At 48.4% G+C, this 774-nt stretch carries 2 protein-coding genes and 1 pseudogene; all 3 read right to left on the reverse strand.

The window, feature by feature from the left end:
- A partial coding sequence (locus Xhom_RS38280) for an Rz1 family lipoprotein (protein ID WP_244590828.1) occupies window positions 1-114 on the reverse strand: 114 nt, incomplete at its 3' end.
- Window positions 62-421: pseudogene (locus Xhom_RS38285) on the reverse strand (lysis system i-spanin subunit Rz); the annotation flags it as partial. The pseudogene Xhom_RS38285 and the gene Xhom_RS38280, both read right to left, overlap by 53 nt.
- A partial coding sequence (locus tag Xhom_RS25135) for a lysozyme (RefSeq protein ID WP_099140133.1) occupies window positions 418-774 on the reverse strand: 357 nt, incomplete at its 5' end. The pseudogene Xhom_RS38285 and the gene Xhom_RS25135, both read right to left, overlap by 4 nt.

The following is a 774-nucleotide window of genomic DNA, read 5'->3' on the forward strand; positions in this document are numbered from 1 at the left end:
ACTGGCTTTCGAGGGTTTCAAGTTCTCCGAGGAGACGTACATAATCTTGTTCAGCGTCTTTCTCCAGTCTGGCGGGTCTTGAACTATCCACGCCGGAGGGGGCAGAGGTTTCACGCACGGGGCACTCGGCTTTGACGTACACGCGCTGAGTGTTAGTGCGCAAATTGTCACTGAGCTGATCAATCTTAGATTTAGCATTGGCAAGTACCTTAAGACGTTTAGCATCCTGTTCATGCAGCATATCAATGTGCGTGTTCTGGTAGTTGATGGTGTCAGTCAGTTGTTTGATTTCGGTTGCTTGGTCGTCGTTGACTTTCTTTTGTTTCTCATACTCGGTGCTGTAATGGTAGCTTCCGAATGTAGCTATACCCGCAACGCCAATCAGAGCCATGATCGTGTAGTGGATTGCGCTGAGTTTCATGACAAAAACATCTGTTGCTCAGATGCCCTGCGCTTAGTCAGCCCCTTCATCACCTTACCCGCTGCTTTATCCCATCGGGAAAACTCTTCTGCTGCGCCTGCATAATCACCTTGATTGAGTTTCTTCAATAAAGTGGAACCCGAAAAGTTACCGCTGCCACAATTGAAGATAAACGAGCACAGAGCATCAAACTGACCTTGAGTCAGTGGCACCTTAACCAATCGCTCCAGTGTGGCGTAAGCGAATGTGAGGTCATCGTGTAAAAAATCTTCGGCCTGCTGCTCTGTAATCACATCGCCTTTCTTAACACCTTTTGTATGCCCGTAGCCAATCGTCCACGGAATGCCTCCCGT

Origin of the sequence: Xenorhabdus hominickii, assembly GCF_002632725.1 — a bacterium.
GTDB classification, from domain to species: domain Bacteria; phylum Pseudomonadota; class Gammaproteobacteria; order Enterobacterales; family Enterobacteriaceae; genus Xenorhabdus; species Xenorhabdus hominickii.